The organism is Rathayibacter sp. AY2B9 (genome assembly GCF_002931595.1).
Taxonomy (GTDB): Bacteria; Actinomycetota; Actinomycetes; order Actinomycetales; family Microbacteriaceae; genus Rathayibacter.
The window spans coordinates 165,522-180,717 of the sequence record NZ_PSUB01000002.1 but is presented as its reverse complement, the minus strand read 5'-3'; the positions used below and the strand labels follow the sequence as shown (position 1 = coordinate 180,717).

Below are 15,196 nucleotides of genomic sequence, written 5' to 3'. Positions count from 1 at the left end.
CCGGACGCGCGGGGTCGATGGTGGCGGGGGTGACGGCGAGCGGGGCTCAGTGCCGGCGCGCCGGCCACGAGGGCGGCCGGTGCTCGGGCAGGGTCCCCCAGTCGGAGGGCTCCGGACCGAGGTGCAGGAGCAGCTCACCGCCGAGATGGAGGGCGGCCGCGGTCAGGACGCTCGTCAGGAGGGGCGCGCCGTCGAACTCGGCCGACTGCACGTACTGGACCGGCCCACCCGGCTCGGGCTCGACGAAGCCGGTGGTCCGGATCTCGAGGTCGGCCCCTCCGATCGCCACCGACGCGCGCGCGAAGCTCGGCGCGTTGACCAGCACCAGGCCCTGCCCGGCGACGGGGAACAGCCCGAGGCTCGCCCACACGTACCAGGAGCTGAGGCCGCCGGAGTCGTCGTTCCCCGGCAGGCCTCCCCGGCCCGCTCCGAACCGCTGGTGCAGCACGCCGTGCACGATCTCGGCGGTCCGGTCGGGCCGTCCCGCGTAGTGGTACGCCCACGGCGAGTCCATGTCGGGCTCGTTGTTGAGCCCCTCGAAGCGTCCGAGCTCGGCTCCCGCGAGCATCTCGCTCCGCTCGGGGCGCAGCCCGGGCTGGACGACCGGCTCGGCTCCGTAGCCGAAGAACTCGTCCAGCTGGGCGACGAAGCCCTCGTCCCCTCCGCTGAGGGCGATGCGCCCGGCCATGTCGTGCAGCAGGCGGAACGAGTAGTTGTGGCGGGTGCCCTCGTAGTACGTCGAGTCCTTGAGCAGGCCGGAGCGGAGGTCGAACGCGTTCACCCACTGCGCGGCGCGCTCCTCGAGCTGCTCGGCGAGCTCGAGATCGCCGACGTGGCGGGCCACGACCGCTGTGCACCAGTAGCCGTGCGCCAGGTCGAGCGTGTGGCTGATCGGGTGAGCCTCCCCCGCGGCGAGGAACTCCTCGCCGTACATCCGCTTGAGGTCCTCGCTCATGTGGACGAGAGCGGCGTCCCAGTCGATGCCGGGCAGCCCCAGTCGGCAGAGGTCGGCGAGGAAGGTGTGCGCGAGGGCACTGCCCTGGCGCGAGAACCGGTCGCTGCCCTTGGCCATCCGGTAGCCGATCGGGAAGTTGCCCTCCTCCTCGCAGATGGTGAGGAGCGCAGCCGCGATCTCGACCGCCCGCTCGGGCAGCAGCATCGTGAGCAGCGGGAGCTGAGTGCGGTAGATGTCCCACATCGTGCTGATGTCGAAGACGAAGGGTCCGTCCGTCGGCCAGAACGGGCTCTCGGAGGGAGCGAGGCACGGCTTGATCAGCGAGTGGTAGAGCGCGGTCGAGAAGACCGTCTCGCGCTCGGCGGACGGGGTGTCGACGGCGATCGTGCGCAGGCGCTTCCGCCACGTCTTGCGGGTGCGATCACGGCGCTGGTCGAACCCGGTGCCCGCAGGAGGGACGTCGCGATGCAGGTTCTCGCGGGCGCGGTCGGTGCCCCGCAGCGAGAAGCCCATCCGGAGCTCGACGGTCTGCCCGGCCGTGCTGGGTCCCGCCCACATCAGCCCGAAGGGGCGCAGCGTGGTGGGACGGATGTGGTCGAAGTCGAGCCGGGTCCCGCCGGGCATCAGCCGGCGGTCGTACCAGAGCATCTGCCGCCACTGCAGGGCGTCGCACTCCAGGTGCACCGCGAGCGGCGCCCCCTCCATCACGACCTCGCCGGCCGCGACGCCGGGCGAGATCGAATGCAGCTGCGCGCGCAGCGGCACCGTCGCTCCGCTCGGGATCGCCAGACCCCCGAGGGAGAGGTCGACCACCACGCGGGCGCTGCGGTGCTCGGGGAAGGTGTAACGGTGCACCACGGAGGCGGGCCCGACGGTGAGCTCGGCCCGCACGCCGGAGGAGAGGGTCGCCGCGTAGTAGCCGGGCTCCGCCACCTCGTCCTCGAGGGCCCAGCTGCGCCCGAATTCGTCGAGCGGCTCGAGCATCGGCGTGACCCGCAGGTAGTTGTAGTACTTGCGGATCGCGCCGGTGCCCGACTGCTGGAAGTGGGTGAATCCGCTCGCCTCGAGGCCGTCGTGGAGCGTCGGCGGGACCCCCTCGAGCGCGAGGTCGTAGCGGCCGTAGCCCGTCGGATAGGCGCCGGAGTAGGAGCACGCGGACACCATGCCGAGGGGGTAGGTGGCTCCGGGGTGCGTGTTCCCGATCTGCGGCTTCGGCGACCACCACGTCGCTGCGAGCCCCGTCGGCTCCGCGAGCGCGGTCGCCTCCGTGCCCAGGAACGGGTCCACCCGCTCGATCATCCGCTCGCCGCCATGCCGTGACGCTAGGCACGGCGGGGAGACGAGGGGTGTCGACGGGGTGTCCGGCGGACGACGGAGCGGCGACGGATGAGGGCCGACGGGCTAGGGGATCAGGCGCTCCGCGCGGTAGCGGTCGAAGAGCGCCGTGAACGAGTCGACCGTGCGGTGGAACGCCGTGAAGCCGGCGAGGCGGGACTTGCCGATGTCGGTGACGACCTCGAGGTTCCGGCCGAGGTCGGCGTCGGTGTGCCACCAGGAGGCGACGCGGGAGAGGTCGGGCTCGATCAGCCCGTGCTCGTCGACGAGGCGCCGCCAGACGGGCTCGGCATCGGCCATCTGCTGCTCGAGCGGCTGCGGCTCCTCCCCCGGGCCGACCGGCTCGACGCCGAAGTGCTCCGCGATCCGGGTCCACATCCAGCGCCAGCGGAAGACGTCGCCGTTGACCACGTTGAAGGCCTGGTCGCGGCCCGCCTCCGACGTCGACGCCCAGAGCATCTGCTCGGCGAGGATCGTCGCGTCGGTCATGTCGGTGAGTCCGTTCCACTGCGTGAGCGAGCCGGGGAACACGAACGGGGTGCCCTCGGCACGGTGGATCGAGGCCGCGACCGCGAGGGTCAGCCCCATGTTCATCGCGTTGCCGACGGCGTGCCCGATGACCGTGTGCGAGCGGTGCACCGACCAGGTGAATCCGGCGCGCCCGGCCGCGGCGAAGAGCTCGTCCTCCTGCGCGTAGTAGAAGTTCGGGGCGTCGAGGCGCTCCTCCTCCTCGTGGAACGGGGTGTCGGGCATCGCGCCCTGCCCGTACGCCTCGAACGGGCCCAGGTAGTGCTTGAGGCCGGTCACCAGCGCGACGTGCTCGACGGGAGCGTGCGCGAGCGCGGCGAGGAGGTCGCGGACCATGCCGCCGTTGACCGCGATGTTCTCCTCCTCCGTCGCCTGGCGCGACCATGCGGTGAAGAAGACGTGCGTGGGGCGCTGGTCGGCGAGCACGCGGGCCAGGTCCTCGGCGGAGCGCAGGTCGGCGGCGAGCGGAGTGACGCCGGGGCGCGCGTCGATCGGGCGGCGCGAGAGGGCGGTCACCGGCCAGCCCTGCTCGGTGAGCAGGTCGACGAGGGCGGAGCCGCCGATGCCGGTCGCACCGACGACGAGGGCGCTGCGGGGGTCGGACGGGGGGACGGGAGTGGTGGAGGACATCCCCTGGGCCAACAGCCCCGGGGGCGAGGCATTCCCCGATCCGGGCGTCACGGAGGGACACCGGAGGTCACGGAGGGACACCGGGCGTCACGGGCGGACCGCGGACCGGGCTCCTCCCCTACCGTCGAGCACGAGCCGCCCGGGGTGGGCGCAGCGGAACAGGAGCCGACGATGACCGCGACCGACGTGCGGGCCGTGCCCGAGGTGGACTACGAGGAGCTGGCGGGGCGGTTCCGGCCGCTGTTCGCCGAGATCGCGGCGGGGGCGGCGGCGCGGGAGAGCGCGCGCGAGCTGCCGGTCGCGCAGATCCGAGCGCTGGCGGACGCCGGGTTCGGCGCGGTGCGCGTGCCGCTGGAGTCCGGCGGGGCCGGCGCGAGCCTCCCCCAGCTGTTCCGCCTGCTGACGGAGCTGGCCGCCGCCGACTCCAACCTGCCCCAGGCGCTCCGCGGCCACTTCGCCCTGGTCGAGGACCGGCTGCTCGCGACCGACGGGACCCGCGAGCGCTGGCTCCGGCGCTTCGCCGACGGCGAGCTCGGCGGCAACGCCTGGACCGAGGTCGGCACGGTCGCGATCGGCGACGTGCAGACGAAGGTCGCTCCGGTCGAGGGCGACCCGACGCGGTTCACGGTGACCGGCACGAAGTACTACTCCACCGGCAGCGTCTTCGCCGACTGGATCGACACCTTCGCCCAGCGCACCGACACCGGGCAGAAGGTGATCGCGATCGTCGACGCTCGCCAGGCGGGCGTCGAGCACGCCGACGACTGGGACGGCTTCGGCCAGCGCACCACGGGCTCGGGGACGAGCACCTTCACGGAGGCGGTGGTCGCGGCCGAGGACGTGATCGACTTCGAGACCCGGTTCCGCTACCAGACCGCGTTCTACCAGGCGGTGCTGCTGGCCGTGCTGGCGGGCTCGATCGCGGGGGCCGAGCGCGAGATCGCGGCCGAAGTGCGGGCGCGGACCCGGATCTTCTCGCACGGGAACGCCGAGTCGTTCGCGGCGGATCCGCAGATCCTGCAGGTGGTGGGGCAGGTCTCGGCCGCCGCCTACGCGGGAGCGGCGATCGTGGAGCGCGCGGCGGTCGCGCTGCAGCGGGCGCACGACGCGGCCCTCGACGGCGACCCGCTCGAGGACGAGCGGCAGAACGACCTCGCCGAGCTCGAGACGGCGCAGGCCCAGATCGTCCTGACGCAGCTGGCCACCCGGGCGACCTCCGACCTCTTCGACGCGCTGGGCGCCTCCGGGGTGAGCACCCGCAAGAACCTCGACCGGCACTGGCGCAATGCTCGCACGGCCGCGAGCCACAATCCGTGGGTGTTCAAGGCGCGGATCGTCGGCGACCACGCGGTCAACGGCACCGTGCCGCCGCGGGTCTGGGCGATCGGCGCGGGGCCGAAGCGGTAGTCGCCCCGGCGCCGGCCGGGGGCGGTGGACAGCCGGCGAGAGCGGAGGAGAGGATCGAGGGGGCGGCGACGCGGCCGCCGCGGACGAGGGGGCTCGCGATGATCCGGACGACGACCGCGAGGGGCGCCGGTGCGCTGCTCGCCTGCGCGGCGGGGCTGCTCGCGCTGAGCGGCTGCACGGGAAGCGCCGACGAGGGGACGGCCCCGACGACAGCTCCACCGCTGGTCTCGAGCGCACCGACGACGAGCAGTGCCGTGCCGACCGCGAGCGCCGGCAGCGCGACTCCGCTGCCCACCGCGACCCCGGCCACCGCCCTGCTCCCCTGCGAGGACCTGCTCACGGCCGAGGAGGAGGCGTCGCTCGCCGAGGACGGTCTCGCCCTCTCGCCCGAGGCGACGGTCTACGACGTCGACTACCCCGTCGTGCAGGAGATCGCCGAGGACGGGGTGCTCTGCCGGTGGAGCGGCCAGGGCGACGTGTCGGTCGTGGTCGGGCAGCTGGCGGTCCCGGACGCGGAGTGGCCGGATCGGAGCGCCGCGCTCCTCGCGGATGGGTTCACCGCCGACGACACCGCGGCTCCGGGCTTCCTCGACGGGCCCGACGGACCGGACGAGAGCTACCCCGGCCGCGGCGTCCTCCACCGCGACGGCGTCCTCTACTACGTGAGCTACTCCGGGATCGTCGGCTCGATCGTGCCGCTCTCCGACTGAGGCGGCGGATCGAGAGCCCAGGGCGGGCGCCCGTGGTCGGCGCTGCTCCCCGTCGTCAGCTGCTCGCCGTGGTGGTCGAACGACAGCGGGACTCCCGCCTCGGCGCACTCACGGCCGATCAGGTCCATGGCGTTCCAGAAGTACTCGCTCGCTCGTCGATCCCCGGAGATCGCGGAGAGCAGATTGCTCGTGGCGAGACGAGCAGCGTCGGACGCGATCGAGTTCGAGGAGCTCTCGTCGAAGCCCTCGAGGGCTTCGCGAAACGGTGGACGCAGAATGGGATCGAGTTCCGGCGCGTAGTCGTTCCACGTGCGCTCGAGCGGGACACAGGGAGCGGCCTCCTGATCGCCTCCCGGCTCGGTGCAGCCCACGAGGAGCAGCACGGATACGAGTACCGCCGATGAGGCGGTCGTGCGGTCCACCATCGTTCATCGCTCGATGTGCATCGTCCCCGTCGTGACCCAGACCGCGCAGGCCTTCTTGCGATGTTCCGGGGCACTGGTCTCGAAGATGTGATCGCAGGTCGAGACGCCGGTGTACCACTTCACGCACCCCCCTTGGAACTCGTACTCGCAGTTCTTGTTCGGCTGAATCGGAGCGGCCGAGGCCACCTGCGCCCCGAGAACCGACGTCAGCGCCAGCGCGACGACAGCGAGACCGGACCCGAACCACAGAGAACTCTTCATGACGTCTCCTCATTCGCCGGCAGATCCATCGGGTCCTGGGACCGTATCCATCGCGGAGAGGGTGTCGGACGGTCGGCGCGAACTCGACACATGGAGGCGCGGGCCGGGCCCTCGAGAAGGGGTAGCGTCGACAGGTGCGATTCCCGTGGCGTTCCCGAGACAGCGAGCGACTGCCGCGGGACGTGCTCGTGCTGGGGGTCGTCGCCTTCTTCGTGATGCTGGGGTTCGGCGTCGTCGTGCCGGTGCTGCCGACCTACGTGCGCAGCTTCGGCGTCGACTACACGGCGGTCGGCGCGGTCGTCTCGGCGTTCGCGCTGATGCGGCTGGTCGCGAATCCGTTCGTGGGGCCGCTCGTCGACCGGTTCGGCGAGCGGGTCGTGCTCGCCGTCGGCATCGGCATCGTCGCGCTCTCCTCGGCGCTGGTCGGCTTCGCCTCCGACTACCCGCACCTCCTCCTGCTGCGCGGAGTCGGCGGCATCGGCTCCGCGATGTTCTCCGTCGCGGCGATGACGCTCCTCCTGCGCACCGCGAGCCCGGAGCGGCGCGGCCGCTCGATCGGCTTCTACCAGGGCGGTTTCCTGCTCGGCGGCATGGCGGGCCCCGCGGTGGGCGGCGTGCTCACGGCGATCTCGCTCACCGCCCCCTTCTTCTTCTACGCCGGCACGCTCGCGATCGCGGGGCTCGTCGGGCTGATCCTGCTGCAGCGGCCGGAGCGCGACGCGGCACCGTCCGCCGCGGCGAGGACGAAGCCCCTGCGCGAGGTCGCCCGCGACCGCCGGTACCAGAGCGCGGTGCTGGCGAACTTCGCCCTCGGCTGGTCGGCGATGGGAGTCCGCGCGACGCTCGTCCCCGTGCTCGTCGTCGAGGGGCTCGGCGGGCAGCCCGCCTGGACCGGCATCGCGTTCGCGATCGCCGCGGTGGTGCAGACGATCGCGCTAGCGCCCGCCGGCCGCTTCGTCGACACGGTCGGCCGGCGCCCGGCGCTGATCGGCGGATTCTCCGTCGCGGCGGTGGCGATGCTGGCGATGCCGTTCGTCTCGGAGCTGTGGCTGCTCGTCGTGCTGCTCTGCGTCTACGGAGCGGCGGCCGCCTTCATGGGCACGGCCCCGGGTGCGCTGGTCGGTGACGCCGCGGGCGAGCGCGGCGGCAAGCCGGTCTCGGTGTTCCAGGCCGCGTCCGACCTGGGCGGCGTGATCGGGCCGCTGCTCGCAGGCGCTCTCGCCGACGCCGCATCGCCGACCGCGGCCTTCGCCTCCGCCTTCGTGCTGCTGGCGGCGAGCGCGCTGCTCGGCCTGCGGATCCCGCGCTCGCGGATCGCCTAGCTGTTCCGCCCGCGGGCGTCGACGGGCCAGACGGCGCCGCCGCCGTCGCGGAGGAGGACGCGGTACTTTTCGGCCAGGTTCACCGCGACGCAGACGTGGTTCGGCGCGATCCGCACCCGCGTCCCCACGGGCAGGTCGACACCGGTGATCGTCGCATGGTGCTCCGAGAGCACCGGGATGCGCGCCTCCGGGTGCTCCGGGAGGCGGCCGAAGCCGCTCGAGGCCGCGCCGCGGTCGGAGGAGAGCACCTTGCTGCCCGCGTCGGCGATCAGGTGGTCGCCGCGGCGGGACACGATCGTGGCGAGGACGGTGACGGCGATGTCCTCGGGCGTCATCGTGCCGATCTCCCACTGCTGGGCGTCGCCGAGGGCCGAGACCCCGGGGCGCAGCTCCGTGAGCACCGAGGAGTCGGCGAACGCGGCCGAGGGGGTCGAGCCTCCGCTGACCACGCGGGCCTCGACTCCGGACGCCGCGAGCGACGCGACCGACTCGGCGAGCGCGCGCGCCTCGTCGCGGGCGGCCACCGCTCCGTTGCCGGCCGCGTAGCTGTGGCCGGGGAAGGTGAAGACGCCGGCGACGTCGAGCCCGGCGGAGACGGCGGCCGCGGCGATCGCGCCGGCTTCGGCGGGGAGCACGCCGCTGCGGTGGTGGCCGGAGTCGATCTCGACGACGACCTCGAGCCCCTCGCGCTCGGGCAGGGCCGCGGCCAGGCGCTCGGCCGACTCCGCCGAGTCGACGCCGACCCGCACACGGGCGCTCGCGAGGACGTGGCGGAGCCGCCCGGCGCGCTCGGCGTCGAGCCAGAGCGGGTAGGCGATGAAGAGGTCGCGGATCCCTCCCGCGGCGAAGACCTCGGCCTCCGAGACGGTCGCGACGGTGAGCCCGACGGCCCCCGCGGCGAGCTGGCGCCGGGCGATCTCGAGCGACTTGTGGGTCTTCGCGTGGGGGCGGAGCGCCAGACCCCGCTCGCGGGCAGCCGCGGCGACGGCGGCGATGTCGCGGTCGAGCACCGCCTCGTCGAGCACCAGCGCCGGAGTGGCGAGAGCGTCGAGCACGGCGGAGCGGGCGGAGGAGTCGGCGGCGGCGGCGGCGGTATCGACGGTCACGCGCCGAGCCTAGGCCGCACCACCGGCCCGCGTCCCGCCGTGAGGGCGGCCTCGGGCCGGTCCGCCGCCCGGTCGTCGAGCCCCGCGGAAGGCCCCGCGGAAGGATCCCGTCGAGCAGGACACGTCGTCGACCTCGGAGGCGGCCGCGCCGCTCCGACACCGTCTTCCGGATCGCCCACCTCTCCGCCGGGACGCTCTCGACGACGCTCCTGGGCTTCGGCGTGGTCGGGCTGAGCACTCTCGTCCACTGACCGTTCATCCTCCGCGGGATGCGGGAGGACCCCGGCGCTGCCAGGCTGAGCGGATGACTCCGCAGTCCTCCCGCCTCCGGCCCTTCGGCCCGTCCGGCGCCACCGTCACCCGGCTGACCCTCGGCACCTCCTGGCGCCCCGAGCGCGTCGCCGACCTCGACCGGGTGCCGGCCCTCGAGCGCGTCCTCGACTCCGACGCCGCCACCCGCGCCGTCTCCGTCGTCGACACGTCCAACGAGTACGCCGGCGGCCACAGCGAGCGCCTGATCGGCGAGGCCCTGCAGGCCCGCGGCGGCGTCCCCGAGGGGATCACCGTGGTCACCAAGCTCGACCGCGACCCGAGCACCGGCAGCTACTCGGCCGAGCGGATGCGCCGCAGCCTCGACGAGAGCCGCGAGCGCCTCGGGATGGACGTCCTCCCCCTCCTCTACCTGCACGACCCGGAGCGCATCTCGTACGACGAGGCCTTCGCCGAGGACGGCCCGGTCCGCGCGCTCGTCGCGATGAAGGAGGCGGGCGTCGCCCTCTCGATCGGGATCTCGGGCGGACCCGCGCCGATGCTGCGCCACTACGTCGACACCGGCCTCTTCGACGCCGTGATCACCCACAACCGCTTCACGCTGGTCGACCGCTCCTCCGAGGAGCTGATCGACGCGTCCGTCGACCGCGGCGTGATCGTCGTCAACGCGGCGGTCTACGGCGGAGGCGCCCTCGCGCGCTGGCCGGAGCCGGTCGCCTCCTACGCCTACCGGCCGGCGCCGCGCGAGATCGTCGATGCCGTCGCGGCGATGGGAGCGGCCTGCGACCGGGCGGGCGTGCCGCTCGCCGCCGCCGCGCTGCAGTTCTCGACGCGCGACCCCCGCGTGACGACGACGGTCGTCGGCGCCACCTCCGCCGAGCACTACGACTCCTTCGTGGCCGACGACGCGCTCGAGATCCCCGACGCCCTGTTCGAGGAGCTGGAGTCGCTCGCTCCGCCGAGCACCGTCTGGCAGGACGCGCCCGGGGCGACCTGGCCGCGCTGATCCGGGCATAGCCGGGCTCTCCTCCCGGTTGGAGCACGTGACCCCCTCCGCGAGATGCCGCCGGCGTGCGCCCTCACCGGCGTATCGCGTACCGAAGCGGCGTTCCGCGGAGAAGCACGACAGGAGAGACATGACCGACACCGCCTTGTTCCAGCCGCTGACGCTCCGCTCCAGGACCGCGCGCAACCGCCTCTGGGCGGCACCGATGTGCCAGTACTCGGTGGAGGCGCAGGACGGGGTGCCCACCTCGTGGCACCTCGTGCACCTCGGCGGGCTCGCGCGCGGCGGATCGGGCGTCGTCATAGCGGAGGCCACCGCCGTCGTCCCCGAGGGGCGGATCAGCCCCTGGGACACGGGGCTGTGGAACGACGAGCAGCGCGACGCCTGGGCTCCGATCGTCGATTTCGTGCACGGACAGGGCGCGCTCGCGGGCGTGCAGCTCGCCCACGCGGGCCGGAAGGCGTCGACCTACCGCGAGTGGAGCGGACGCGGATCCGTGCCGCTGGAGGACGGCGGCTGGCCGACCGTCGCTCCCTCGGCCGTCGCGTTCGAGGGCTACGCGGAGCCGCGCGAGCTGGCCGCGGAGGAGCTGCCCGGCCTCGTCGAGGCGTTCCGCGCCTCCGCCCGCCGCGCCGCGGACGCCGGCTTCGACGTGATCGAGCTGCACGCCGCGCACGGGTACCTGCTCCACCAGTTCCTGTCGCCGCTCTCGAACACCCGCGAGGACTCCTACGGCGGCTCGCTCGAGAACCGGGCGCGCCTGCTGCTCGAGGTCGTCCGCGCGGTCCGCGCCGAGATCGGGGAGCTCGTTCTGCTCGTCCGCTTCTCCGCGACCGACTGGGCCGAGGGCGGCTGGACACTGGAGGAGACGATCACCGTCTCGGAGTGGGCGCGCGCCGAGGGCGTGGACCTCTTCGACGTGTCGACCGGCGGACTCGTGCACGCCAGCATCCCGGTGGCGCCGCTCTACCAGGTGCCGTTCGCGCGCGACCTGCGGAAGGCGACCGGTGCGCTGGTCGGCGCCGTGGGACTCATCACCACGGCTGAGCAGGCGGAGGGCGTGGTCGCGAACGGCGACGCCGACGTCGTGCTGCTCGCCCGCGAGCTGCTGCGCGACCCGAACGCTCCGGTGCGGATGGCGCACGAGCTCGCCGCGGACCTGCCGGTGCCCCCGCAGTACACCCGGGCCTGGCGCTGAGCCTTCAACCGCGAGATGCCACCTGTGCGCACGCCTCGCGGCGTGTCGTGTGCACAAGTGGCATCTCGCGGAGGAGAGCGGTCGGGCTCCCCGGAGGAGAGCGTCAGCTCTCGGAGGGCTCCTCGGGAGCGTCCTCCTCGGGGTTGAAGTGCGAGTCTCCGGAGACCCCCACCGCCAGCCCGTCCTCGGAGTGCGGGATGGTCTCGTCGTCGCCGAGACCGTTCGCCTTCTTCTCGCCCTCGGACGAGGTGGCTGCGTCGGTCACGGCTCAGGCCTCGACGTCGCCGCGCCAGGCACCGTCGGGGGTGCCCTGCTTCTCGATGTACTCCTTGAAGTTGTTCAGGTCCTTCTTCACAGCGTGGCTGCCGGCGCCGACGAGCGAGCCGAGCGTCTCGAGGAAGCCCTTGGGCTCCCAGTCGAGCTGCACGGTGACGCGGGTCTCGGTGTCGGAGAGCTTGTGGAAGGTGACGACGCCCGCGTGGTCGGTCTCGCCGCCGGTGCTGTTCCACGCGACGCGCTCGTCGGGGTGCTGCTCGGTGATGTTCGCCTCGAACTCGCGCTCGACGGGGCCGACCTTCACCTTCCAGACGGTGAGGGTGTCGGTGACCTGCTGGATCGACTCGACCTCGTCGAGGAAGCGCGGGAACTCCTCGAACTGGGTCCACTGGTTGTAGGCGACGGACACGGGGACGTTGACGTCGACGGTCTCGATGATCTGCGGCACGGTGGTGCTCCTTGCTGTCTCACTCGGTGTGCGGCGTTCCGCTGCTGCGGTCGTCACGCTCGACGTTAGGCGGGAGCCGCCTGGGAACGCACCGGGTTGCGGACTGACCCGAACGTGGTAAACGGAGGCGGTGCTGCGGTGCGCGCGCCGGGACGTCCGCGGGAGGGCGGCGTCCGGACGGCACGGCGGCGTCTCGGGAGCGGCAGCGCCGCTCAGCCGGCCGGCTCCTCCATCGGTCGATCGCCCTCGGCATCGAACCTGACCGCGGAGAACAGCAGGTCGCTGGCGAAGAACGGGTTGTGATGACGGCGGAGGGGGCTGCCGCCTCGCCGCATCAGCGTCGTATTGAGCTTGTATGCGGCCTCGACGAACGGCTCGAAGTCGAGCGCCTCCCAGAACTGCTCCCACGACTCGAACTCCCAGGCGCTGACCTCCGCGCTCTTGTAGCTGGTCGAGTACTCGATGCCGAAAGCGGGCGGGAGCTCACTGACTCCCTGCTGACCCAGCCGCTCCGCGAACGTCGGTGCATCGACATTGACAGCGATGACGATCTCCCCGGTCTCCAGGTCCTCCTGAACGAAGACCGTCTCCAGCACTCCGCAGCTCAGAGTGAGGAGGCGGCGCCGCTTCTTCGTCCGCCTCGTGGACGGCAGAGCGGACACCGTCCACAGGATCTGCTGTGTTCCGAACGGATCGGGGACCGTTTCGCCGATGTACCTGCCCAGGGCGGCGGAGAGGTCGAGGTAGTCCTCGCGGCGGACCAGCTCCCAGAACCGGCCCGGCATCGTCGCCTCGCCCTCCTCGCCCACACGCGGACGGTCGGCCCTGTTCCAGGGCAGAAGGACGCTCCGCCCCTCCTCCAGGGTGACACCGAGGTCGTCGACGCCTCCCGGCCAGCCGGTGAGCGCGAGGTTGCGCAGGCTGTGCTCGGCCTCCTGCCTCCGGATCTCGGCCACTTCCGCGCGGTCGAGGTCGTCACGTCGACACGGAGCGAAGCGGAAGGCGACGACGTCGCCGTGGTGGCGTCTGTGCGTCGCGTACCGGCTCACGATGTTCGTGGTCTGACCGACGTACCGCTGGCCGTTCTCGAACTCCAGGACGTAGATCCCGCAGAGAGTGGTGCGGTCGAGGAACAGCGATGCCGCCGATCCTGCGGCGCTCATGTCGTAGCGGGTGAAGGAGAGCACGGGGACGAGGGGTTCGAGCACCCTCGAACCCTACGACCCGGGCGATCGAGGGACGCCGGCCCGTCGAAGCGACTCGCCGCACCCGGACACCGCCCTCAGCACCGAGACACCGCGTCGTGGCCGGTGCCTCGGCGCTGGAGCGGTGTCTCGGAGCAGGCCGCGGTCAGCGGTCCTGCGGGTCCCCGCCGAGCTGGCCGATGGCGGGGAGGGGGCCGCCGTCGTCGGCGCCGGTGCGGCGCCAGCGGGCGATGGCGTTGCCCAGGTGGTAGATCACGAGGGCGGCGCCGGCGCCGAGGACGATGCCGCCGAGCTCGAAGCCGCCGGAGGAGAACGAGAAGCCGGCGATCGCGATCACGAGGGAGACCGCGGCGGTGTACTGGTTGACCGGGCGCGAGAAGTCGACGCGGTTGTCGATCCAGATCTTGATGCCGATCACGCCGATCAGGCCGTAGAGCGCGGTGGTCGCGCCGCCCAGCACTCCGGCCGGGATCGAGTTGAAGACGGCGCCGACCTTGGGCGAGAGGCTGAGCAGGATCGCGGTGACGCCGGCGACCCAGTAGGCGGCCGTCGAGTACACGCGCGTGGCCGCCATCACTCCGATGTTCTCGCCGTAGGTCGTGGTGCCGGAGCCGCCGAAGGCGCCGGAGAGGGTGGTCGCCACACCGTCCGCGATCAGGGCCCGGCCGGTGCTGGCGTTGGCGGAGGCGTCGGTCATCGTCGCGACGCCGCGGACGTGGCCGACGTTCTCGGCGATGAGGACGAGCACGACCGGCAGGAACATCGCGATGCCCGACCACGTGGATCCGGAGGCGAAGTCGGGGAAGGTGAACGGCGGCAGCCCGAACCAGTCGGCCGCACCGACCGCGGAGTAGTCGATCTCGTTCCGCAGCAGGGCGACGACGTAGCCGATGACCACGCCGAGGAAGATCGAGACGCGGCCGAGGAAGCCGCGGAGGAACACGCTCGACAGGATGATCGCGGCGAGCGTGATCGTCCCGGTGATCGGCGCCTGCTTGAAGCTGAGGTACGCGGTCGGAGCCAGGTTGAACCCGATCAGGGCGACGATCGCGCCGGCGACGACCGGCGGCATCAGCCTGTCGATCCAGCCGAGGCCGACGACCTGCACCAGGACGCCGACGGCGGCCAGGAGGAGGCCCACGGCGACGACTCCAGCGAGCGCCGACCCCGTCCCTCCGACGGCGGTCGCGGCTGTGACGGGCGCGATGAACGCGAAGCTCGAGCCGAGGTAGCTGGGGAGCCGGTTGCGCGTGATCAAGAGGAACAGCAGCGTCCCGACTCCGGAGAAGAGCAGGGTCGTGGCGACAGGGAACCCGGTGAGCACGGGCACGAGGAACGTCGCTCCGAACATGGCGACGACGTGCTGGATTCCGATGGCGATCGTCGCCGGCCAGGCGAGCCGCTCGCCGGGGGCGACGACGGCGCCGGGCTCGACGGTGCGGCCGTCTCCGTGCAGGGTCCAGATGGGCATGGGGCTCCTCGGCGGGGAAGGGAGGCGGGGGTCGACGTTCACAGTAGCGAGGGGTCTGGCCGTGCCGCGGCACCCGACCTACGATCGGGCCATGGACGGAGCGCGGCGTCTCGGCGAGGAGGAGTTCTCCGCGCACCTCGCCGAGCGGGTCGCGCGGATCCGCGGGTCGTTCGGCGACCTCCCGCTCTGGGCGGTCTCGGGCTGGAGCGGTCCGCGGCTGCTGGCGGAGTGGACGCTGACGGGCGGCCCGCGGGGGCTCTCGTTCCTCGCCGACGACGCGGTCCCGGGCGGGCCGGGGCCCTCCGTCGAGATCCGCACGACCCTCGGCGATCCGCGGCACGACGTCGCGCTGCTCTGCTGCCGCGAGGAGGCGCCCGTCTCGTTCGTGCAGCCGGAGGCGCTGCCCGCTCCCACGCGGATCGCGGAGATCCCGGTCGACGGGGCTCCGGAGCCCTTCGAGGTCTGGGAGGGAGCCGGGGCCGTGCGCGCGGCCGCCTGGGTGCGGGGGCACGTCCTCACGCTGGAGTGCCGCGGAGTCGATCTGGACGCTCTCGCGCTGGACGAGGTGGACGACATCGAGCCGTTCGTGGCCGGCTGGCTGGAGTTCGTGGGCGCCTCGCGGCGTTGAGCGCCGACCCGCGCT

15 protein-coding genes are annotated in these 15,196 nt (G+C 72.8%); 6 read left to right on the top strand and 9 right to left on the bottom strand.

All coding sequences use genetic code 11. From position 1 onward, the window contains the following. Window positions 1–46: 46 nt before the first annotated feature. Both C5C25_RS03515 and C5C25_RS03510 read right to left on the bottom strand, forming a co-directional pair. Window positions 47–2,242, bottom strand: a complete 2,196-nt coding sequence (locus C5C25_RS03515) for a glycoside hydrolase domain-containing protein (RefSeq protein ID WP_258069325.1) — start codon at window positions 2,240–2,242, stop codon at window positions 47–49. 114 nt (window positions 2,243–2,356) lie between these two features. Next, window positions 2,357–3,448: an SDR family oxidoreductase gene (locus tag C5C25_RS03510; RefSeq protein ID WP_104224165.1), complete on the bottom strand. Its 1,092-nt coding sequence runs from the start codon at window positions 3,446–3,448 to the stop codon at window positions 2,357–2,359. 171 nt (window positions 3,449–3,619) lie between these two features. Between C5C25_RS03510 and C5C25_RS03505 the strand changes: the two genes are divergently transcribed. Next, entirely contained in the window at window positions 3,620–4,855 is a 1,236-nt protein-coding gene (locus tag C5C25_RS03505) for an acyl-CoA dehydrogenase family protein (RefSeq protein ID WP_104233459.1), read from the top strand. Between the two features lie 98 nt (window positions 4,856–4,953). Further along, window positions 4,954–5,565, top strand: a complete 612-nt coding sequence (locus C5C25_RS03495) for a hypothetical protein (RefSeq protein ID WP_146079420.1) — start codon at window positions 4,954–4,956, stop codon at window positions 5,563–5,565. On the opposite strand, the gene C5C25_RS03490 is transcribed toward C5C25_RS03495, so the two are convergent. After that, window positions 5,523–5,990: a hypothetical protein gene (locus C5C25_RS03490; RefSeq protein WP_104249742.1), complete on the bottom strand. Its 468-nt coding sequence runs from the start codon at window positions 5,988–5,990 to the stop codon at window positions 5,523–5,525. The two genes, C5C25_RS03495 and C5C25_RS03490, sit on opposite strands and share 43 nt — an antisense overlap. A gap of 3 nt (window positions 5,991–5,993) precedes the next feature. Next, the gene (locus C5C25_RS03485) at window positions 5,994–6,251 is read right to left on the bottom strand and encodes a hypothetical protein (protein WP_104249741.1); all 258 of its coding nucleotides are present in this window, start codon (window positions 6,249–6,251) and stop codon (window positions 5,994–5,996) included. Between the two features lie 134 nt (window positions 6,252–6,385). On the opposite strand from C5C25_RS03485, the gene C5C25_RS03480 reads away from it, so the two are divergent. Further along, complete coding sequence (locus tag C5C25_RS03480) at window positions 6,386–7,573, top strand: MFS transporter (RefSeq protein WP_244229579.1); 1,188 nt, start codon at window positions 6,386–6,388, stop codon at window positions 7,571–7,573. Here the strand turns inward: C5C25_RS03480 and C5C25_RS03475 are convergent. Continuing rightward, entirely contained in the window at window positions 7,570–8,679 is a 1,110-nt protein-coding gene (locus C5C25_RS03475) for an alanine racemase (RefSeq protein WP_258069324.1), read from the bottom strand. The two genes, C5C25_RS03480 and C5C25_RS03475, sit on opposite strands and share 4 nt — an antisense overlap. Window positions 8,680–8,983: 304 nt before the next feature. On the opposite strand from C5C25_RS03475, the gene C5C25_RS03470 reads away from it, so the two are divergent. Next, the gene (locus C5C25_RS03470) at window positions 8,984–9,955 is read left to right on the top strand and encodes an aldo/keto reductase (protein ID WP_104249740.1); all 972 of its coding nucleotides are present in this window, start codon (window positions 8,984–8,986) and stop codon (window positions 9,953–9,955) included. A gap of 130 nt (window positions 9,956–10,085) precedes the next feature. Next, window positions 10,086–11,153: an NADH:flavin oxidoreductase/NADH oxidase gene (locus tag C5C25_RS03465; RefSeq protein WP_104249739.1), complete on the top strand. Its 1,068-nt coding sequence runs from the start codon at window positions 10,086–10,088 to the stop codon at window positions 11,151–11,153. Between the two features lie 103 nt (window positions 11,154–11,256). Here the strand turns inward: C5C25_RS03465 and C5C25_RS16405 are convergent, their stop codons facing one another. The 4 genes from C5C25_RS16405 to C5C25_RS03450 all read right to left on the bottom strand — a co-directional run bounded on the left by C5C25_RS16405 (window position 11,257) and on the right by C5C25_RS03450 (window position 14,553). After that, window positions 11,257–11,418, bottom strand: coding sequence for a hypothetical protein (locus C5C25_RS16405; RefSeq protein WP_167299017.1), 162 nt, complete (start codon window positions 11,416–11,418; stop codon window positions 11,257–11,259). 3 nt (window positions 11,419–11,421) lie between these two features. Continuing rightward, on the bottom strand, window positions 11,422–11,877 hold the full coding sequence (locus tag C5C25_RS03460) for an SRPBCC family protein (protein ID WP_104224157.1): 456 nt from the start codon (window positions 11,875–11,877) through the stop codon (window positions 11,422–11,424). Window positions 11,878–12,089: 212 nt separating this feature from the next. Then, window positions 12,090–13,085 (bottom strand): GIY-YIG nuclease family protein, encoded by a 996-nt coding sequence (locus C5C25_RS03455; protein WP_104249738.1) that lies wholly within the window; start codon window positions 13,083–13,085, stop codon window positions 12,090–12,092. A gap of 142 nt (window positions 13,086–13,227) precedes the next feature. Beyond that, window positions 13,228–14,553, bottom strand: a complete 1,326-nt coding sequence (locus tag C5C25_RS03450) for a uracil-xanthine permease family protein (protein ID WP_104225956.1) — start codon at window positions 14,551–14,553, stop codon at window positions 13,228–13,230. 91 nt (window positions 14,554–14,644) lie between these two features. Here C5C25_RS03450 and C5C25_RS03445 point away from each other — a divergent pair, with 91 nt between their 5' ends. Then, window positions 14,645–15,181 (top strand): hypothetical protein, encoded by a 537-nt coding sequence (locus C5C25_RS03445; protein WP_104246989.1) that lies wholly within the window; start codon window positions 14,645–14,647, stop codon window positions 15,179–15,181. Window positions 15,182–15,196 lie beyond the last annotated feature (15 nt).